Origin of the sequence: Proteiniphilum sp. UBA5384 (assembly GCF_002410825.1) — a bacterium.
Classification (GTDB): Bacteria; Bacteroidota; Bacteroidia; order Bacteroidales; family Dysgonomonadaceae; genus Proteiniphilum.
On the sequence record NZ_DHOS01000006.1, the window covers coordinates 105426 to 112142 of the forward strand.

A 6717-nucleotide genomic window follows, 5' to 3' on the forward strand; every position below is an offset into this window, starting at 1 on the left:
CGATATAAACTCGAATCAATAAAACCCCAAAATATGAATCTTACAAAAACAATGAAGTATTTACTCCTGATGATGTTTTCGGTGTTGCTGTGGTCTTGCAACAAAGAAGACGACCCATTTTCCGGGGACGATAATTATATCGTTTCTTTCTCGTTGGTTAATGAGGGGCAAACTATAAAGGCTATGATTGTAGATGATACGATTGTAGTGAATGCACCTGTCGATTTTCAACTGATCAATGCCACCGCTGAGGTGAAAATGAGCGAGAATTCGTCGATAAAACCGAATCCGGCAACGATTACCGACTGGAGCAGTGAATATCTGTTTGTGATCACTTCGTATAACGGTAAGACGAAATCATACCGCTACAAGGTTGAAAACAGCGGATTGAACGAAAATTCATCCGTTTTGCTAACTACGCAGGAAGAGGTAGAGGCTTTCGGTGCCAGAGGCATCACATCCATCAATGGTAATCTTATCATAGGTACAGCTTCGGGAATTGAGACTGTATCTTCATTAGAACCTCTCAACAAGTTAAAAGAGGTGTCGCAAAGCGTTATCATCAAAGGAACTTTCTCCGGAGAAACGCTTGGTGGACTTACTTCGCTCGAAAAAATCGGAGGATTGCTAAGAATCGAAACCTCCGGACTAAAAGAAGCCACATTCCCGGCCTTGAAATCGGCCATGCATATAGAAGTTGCTTCAAAATCGTTGGAATCGATTAACTGCCCGAAACTAACCGAAATGTCAGGAAATCTGACTTTTGCTGTTACGACCCTAACAGAAGTTATGATGCCTAAACTGCGAAAAGTGGAGGGCGAAGTCTTCTTCAGCGTGCCCGTACAACGCGACCCTACGGCACTGGAAACTATCATTTTTCCAGCGCTTGAAGAGGTGGGCGGACGATTTGGTTTCGGTGAGTCGAACCTTTTGAAATCCATTTCATTACCTGCTCTCCGAACAGCAGGCAAACTAGTATTTGGTGTCAACTCATCGACACCCGACTTTATCCAATTAGAATTGCCAAAGCTCGAAAGATGCGAAGGTGATGTCACTTTCCACCAACTAGCAGCAATGACAGACATTGTTGCTCCGATGCTTACATACATCGGAGGAGATTTGACTGCAAATTACTGTAATACGGAGAAAATCGAGTTGCCAAAACTTGAAACAGTAAAGGGCGATATAAATTTACTTAGCATCGGTAATCTTAATGGAGAAGGATTGAAAGGTTTTGGAGGTCTGAAATCTCTGGACGGTACGCTAAACATTCGTGCTAGCCTGCAAACAAACATGACCGAACTACTGCTACCCGCGCAGTTGAAAAAAATTGGAACGCTGGCAGTATGGGATATAAATTCTCTGACGACTCTCAACCTGACCGGTGTAGAGGTCGGACGTTTGGAACTTCAACGCGCAACCCTTATTGGCCTTACAGTGAAAGGTGATGTAGTATTTAATGGCGACGTTGTTCTTAATGGGGAAGCAAGTATTACGGCTTCGAGACCTTACGAATATTCAGCCCCTACATTCTCAGGAATCAAACAGATTCGAAATTTAGAACTTCAATCCATAGTATATTTCGGAGGTATAAAAATAGAGGGATTGACCAAAATAAACGGCGATGTGATTATAAGAGATAATAGCAACATGAAATCATTCGAGATGCATGATGTTACAGAAATCGCCGGCGATATCCTCACAGAGATGTGTGGTGGCACAACCGATCGAAAGCTTGAATTTGCCTCGGTAACCAAGGTCGGCGGGATTCGCGTGGGCGAAATAAATTCGTATTACGGTTTTAGCGGTGAAGAACTATCGTTTCCAAACCTGACAACAGCAAAGAATGTTTGCTTGAAACTAAGCGGTAACGTGAAAAATATCTCGATGCCGAAACTGGAGACCATTACCGATACACTTAGAGTAGCGGTTGGAACGAACATAAATCCCGGAAATACGGCACTTATCAACTTCGACGGCCTCGCGAAACTTACGAGCGTGAAGTATGTTCATATTGAAAAAATGAAAGCTATCACTAGTTTCGAGGGGCTTAAAAACTGTCTGCCTGTCCTGACCGATGAGGGGCAATGGAAAATGATTGACAATAATTACAATCCTACACTTGCTGACATGAAAGCCGGTAAATGGGACAAACAGTAACCAATTTAGATTAAAACAGGAAAAATGAAAAAAATATTTATAGCATTTAGTATCATTTGCTCCGCCATGCTGTTGTTGGTTGGATGCAGCAAGGATAACGATTGGGCATTCGAAGGAAACGATAACTTTATCACTTCATTCAAATTGTTACTGGCAGATTCTGACGGAGGCGTAGTTACAGGTGCCATCGCGGAGGGGGAGATTATTGTAATGGTACCTGAAGACTTCTCTTTTGCCGGCGCGCAAGCCACGGTTGCAATCAGTGAACATGCTACTATCTATCCCAATCCTGCCGAAATAACTAATTGGGATGAAGACCAATCGTTTGTTGTTTCATCTTACAACGGGAGTCAGAATATTTATCGCTATACTGTTCGTCGCGAAAAAATCGAAGAAGAAAAAACGGGTAACTTTGTTCTATTTTCACAAACCGATGTTAATAATTTTGCTGCTCTGGGCATAAAAAAACTCGATGGCAACCTCAGTGTCGGCATACAAAGCCAAGACTATGTTGGGGACGACATGACCGATGCCGATGATCCTATCGTAACGCTTGCTCCTTTAGCTTCACTCACCGAAGTAAAAGGAGAAATAATAATCTATGTCTGTCCTGATGATTACTCGGTCGGTTTCAGTAACCTGAAAAAGGTAGGATCAATAAAAATACCACAGACCAAGTATCGACTCAAAGATTTCATCTTCCCTTCACTTGAAGAGGTTTATGGAGACCTTTATTATCCACAATATAATGCCTCGATGGTAACGACCGTGTACCTGCCAAAATTAGTTTCGGTAGGCGGTAATTTTGAACTTGGAGGACTTATGTCGCTTGCATCATTCTCTGTGCCGGAATTGAAGCAAGTGATGGGTAAGCTGTCGCTGCGCGCTAATGGAGCAATGGGAACAATCTCAACGTTATCCTTCCCCAAACTCGAACAGGTTGGAGATGTAATGGATCTATACGCTTTCGTAGGAACCTCTATCGAAATACCCGTGCTTAAAACCTGCGGGGGATTTGATTGGGACGGCCTCAATAAAATTGAAAGTATTGAAGCTCCTGCACTGGAGCAGTTATTCGGCTCATCTAATTTCCGAAATGGTATTGAAGTGACCAGAATATCTTTCCCTAAGATTACCTATATTGAAAATATCGAACTATCAGGTCTGAGAAGCCTTGAAGATATCGATATGCCTGAATTAAAATCAGCTAAAAATATTAATTTCAACTCTCTCGTAAAGCTATCTAACCTAGAGTGCTTGGGAACGTTGAATGAGGTTATCGAAACCCTCACTCTGCAAAATCTAAGCGGGTTGACCGAGAGCTTCGCCTTGCCGACAACTCTCACCAGCATTGGCAAATTGGATATCGCAAATCTGCCGGGATTGACGGAACTGGATATACGAGATACGGGTATTAAAGGCGTTGGTATAACCTCAAATTCGAACACTCCGTTTAAACTTACTGCTGACGACATTATGGAGGGATCACTCTCGTTAAATGGATTGTTCGAACTTTCGGGCATGAAAGAAGTAAAAGGAGACGTTGAGATCATTGTTGCCAACACCAATACGGCCGTCGAGTTGATACCTAACATGGAGACAGTACACGGAAACTTTACCCTTACCTACAACTACACCACGGGAAGCCTGAATATACCGGCATTGACAAAAGTAAATGGTATATGCAGAATAAATACAAAGGCGATTGTGACTATGCCAAAATTCGCAGAAGCCGGAGCAGACTTTATCTATAACAAGGGAGGTGCAAACGACACCGGCATAGTACCGGAGTTTACACTGCCAAAATTAAGTAAGATAAACGGAGACTTTGCAATTTATATAGGACACACGATGGCTGGGTTAAACTATCCTCAAGACCAAGGGATTCCTTTCGATATTAAGATGCCTTCGCTGACTACTATCACCGGGATACTTAAAATTCACACTCACGAAAACCCTTCGACATCGACTCGTCCAAGCAACCGACTGGCGAATCTGGATGGGTTCAGTACTCTGGAGAAAGTGAGTGGTGTTGATATCTACAGGCAAGCAGCCCTACGCAACTATACAGGATTGAAAAAGGCGCTCACCTCTTTTTCGGCAGATTATTGGAATCTTGCTAATATAGGTTATATGCCGAGTTACGACGACTTGGTCAAAGACGGCAAATATATCGATCCAACATTGTAATAAGATATTTGAAATGGAAAAATTATTATATATGATTTCTGTCATTGCCCTATTGGTAATGGCAGGGTGCAGTAAAGACGATACTGTCAAGAACTCAAATCCTCCAGCTATATCGTTCGATCATGAATCGCTGATATACAGGGTAAAAGTAGGAAAATCTATTACCATCACGCCTACTATAGAAAATGAGACAAATAGCGCTATCTATCTTTGGAAAGTGGATGGAAAAATCGTCAGTGAAAAGAGAGATTTCACTTATGACGCCGGAGACGAGCCGGAGATGATGTATCTAATGTTTGAAGTAGCTACCGATTACGGCTCTGATAGCAAGGAGATCTGTTTGGAGGTGGTTTCGCTGTTAGCTCCTCAGATAACGATGGGCGTTCCGGAGGGCGGACACATCATAATGATAGATGACGAACTGAAACTCGTTCCGGAGATTACCTATGATGAAAATGCTACTTACAAGTGGACTGTGGATGGTCAGGAAAAGGCCTCTTCAAAAGATTATTCATTCTCCTCGACAAAAGCCGGAACATATAAACTGGCTTTAACCGCTACCAACGAAGATGGATCTGATAAATTGGAATTCAATGTGAAAGTCTGCGCTCCTGAAGATATGCCATTCACTGCAAAATTTGAAAAAACGGTTTATAATATTTCACTCGGACGTACCGCCTTCATTCGTCCATATTGGATCGAAAACGTTTTTGATGCCACCTATACCTGGTTTGTAGATGGTGTAGAGATTACAGATGTGCCGGAGTTTTCAAATCCAAGGGTAGCCATGGCTGAGTGTGCGAAATGCACTTTCCCTTATACACCGGCAACACAAGGAGAACACAAAGTTGAGTTGAAGGTTAAAAACAAATATATAACCCTGTCTTACAATTTCATAGTGAATGCTTGTCCTCCCGAAGGCACATATAAAAGAGTAACCACTGGTGCAGAAGATTGCAACAAAGTCTACGAGTTTACAGCAGCACCGGGACAGTTCGTCAATGAAGGTTATACCGTGTACACTGATGCGGAGGCATGTCTTTACGCGACTAATCGCATGAATGGTCGTGGTTACGTATCATTGGGAAACTGGGGCGGTTACATTGTGGTCGGATTTGACCATAGTATCGCCAACGATGGGGACTACAATCTGCAAATACTCGGCAATGCATTTCGAGGCTCCTCGGAACCGGGCATTGTATGGGTCATGCAGGACGAAAACGGAGATGGATTGCCAAACGATACCTGGTACGAATTGAAAGGCAGCGACTATGATACAAGCGTACAGGATTATGCCGTAACGTACTATCGCCCGGACAATACACACCGTCCGGTAGCATGGACAGACAATCTCGGTCAGAGCGGGCAGGTTGATTATTTAGGCTTCCATACACAGGATTACTATTATCCCCTATGGGTAAAACCTGATTCATACACCATTGTCGGCAGCCGGTTGAAACATAAAACAGTGGAGACATCTCCGGGCTATTGGGCTAACGGAGAGTTCGAGTGGGGGTATGTAGATAATTTCAGTCCGATAGACCGTCTGACCAATGATGAAAATACCAATGCCAATGTTATGGGTAATCACATGAAGATTAGCCATGCAGTACGTCATGATGGTAAACCTGCAAATCTGCAATATATAGATTTTGTAAAGGTGCATACCGGACTGAATATAAAAGCCGGATGGTTGGGAGAGAATTCAACTGAAGTGTTCGGCGTTCAGGATTTTAATATTATCAAGAAGCAATAAAATTAATTCTCTTATCAGAAAATTGAGAATCCATTTTTCAAAAATATAGTAATGGGCGACCTATGCTATACGGCAGTCCTTTTCGGGGCATTCGAGCTGAGCGCTCGCCGTTTTCCGGTGCTGAAAAGGTAAACGCCTAAGAGAATAACTTCTTTTATCCTTCACAGGATAGCACATAATAGAACCGGAGAATATGTTAAAGTGAACCTTTGACTATCCTCCGGTTTTATTTTTGTATTGTATCTGAAATTTTTCTATTTTTGTTTTGAACAATTCAATCTAAATTAATTGTGATATGATTATAGAAATTGACAAGCCGTTACTTCAGAGAAAGTCCTGAAAGCCATGGAAAAAATTCAGCATAGTAAGGGATAGAAATCTCTCCGGAATCACTTCGGAAAATTAAAACGGGGATTCAATACCGTTACTTATCTGAAAGTGTGATAAATTACTGATATTAAATTTGTTGCTGATAAAATATTCTTCTATAATGGAAAAGAAATGCCCCCGATGCGGAAATAAATTTGAATGTAAGCCCGATGATATTTTCTCGTGCGAATGTGCCGATATCTATATTCCACCGAACTTGGCATTCCAGATCGATTCCATCT

The 6717-nt window shown here is 42.1% G+C and carries 5 protein-coding genes; all 5 read left to right on the forward strand.

Going from position 1 to position 6717, the window contains the following annotated elements:
- Nucleotides 1–51 precede the first annotated feature (51 nt).
- Entirely contained in the window at nt 52–2160 is a 2109-nt protein-coding gene (locus B4G81_RS02865) for a hypothetical protein (RefSeq protein WP_294079848.1), read from the forward strand.
- A 24-nt stretch (nt 2161–2184) separates the two neighbouring features.
- Nucleotides 2185–4350 (forward strand): hypothetical protein, encoded by a 2166-nt coding sequence (locus B4G81_RS02870; RefSeq protein ID WP_294079850.1) that lies wholly within the window; start codon nt 2185–2187, stop codon nt 4348–4350.
- Between the two features lie 13 nt (nt 4351–4363).
- A complete protein-coding gene (locus B4G81_RS02875; protein ID WP_294079852.1) occupies nt 4364–6106 on the forward strand; it encodes a PKD-like domain-containing protein in 1743 nt (580 codons plus the stop codon).
- 21 nt (nt 6107–6127) lie between these two features.
- Entirely contained in the window at nt 6128–6238 is a 111-nt protein-coding gene (locus tag B4G81_RS15275) for a DUF6580 family putative transport protein (protein WP_414703156.1), read from the forward strand.
- Nucleotides 6239–6596: 358 nt separating this feature from the next.
- Nucleotides 6597–6717: cysteine-rich CWC family protein (locus B4G81_RS15280; RefSeq protein ID WP_414703157.1), on the forward strand; the 121-nt coding region annotated here is incomplete at its 3' end.

Coding starts and splice junctions, on each gene's coding strand:
- B4G81_RS02865 (WP_294079848.1), top strand. CDS start 52: ATGAAGTATTTACTCCTGATGATGTTTTCGGTGTTGCTGTGGTCTTGC.
- B4G81_RS02870 (WP_294079850.1), top strand. CDS start 2,185: ATGAAAAAAATATTTATAGCATTTAGTATCATTTGCTCCGCCATGCTG.
- B4G81_RS02875 (WP_294079852.1), top strand. CDS start 4,364: ATGGAAAAATTATTATATATGATTTCTGTCATTGCCCTATTGGTAATG.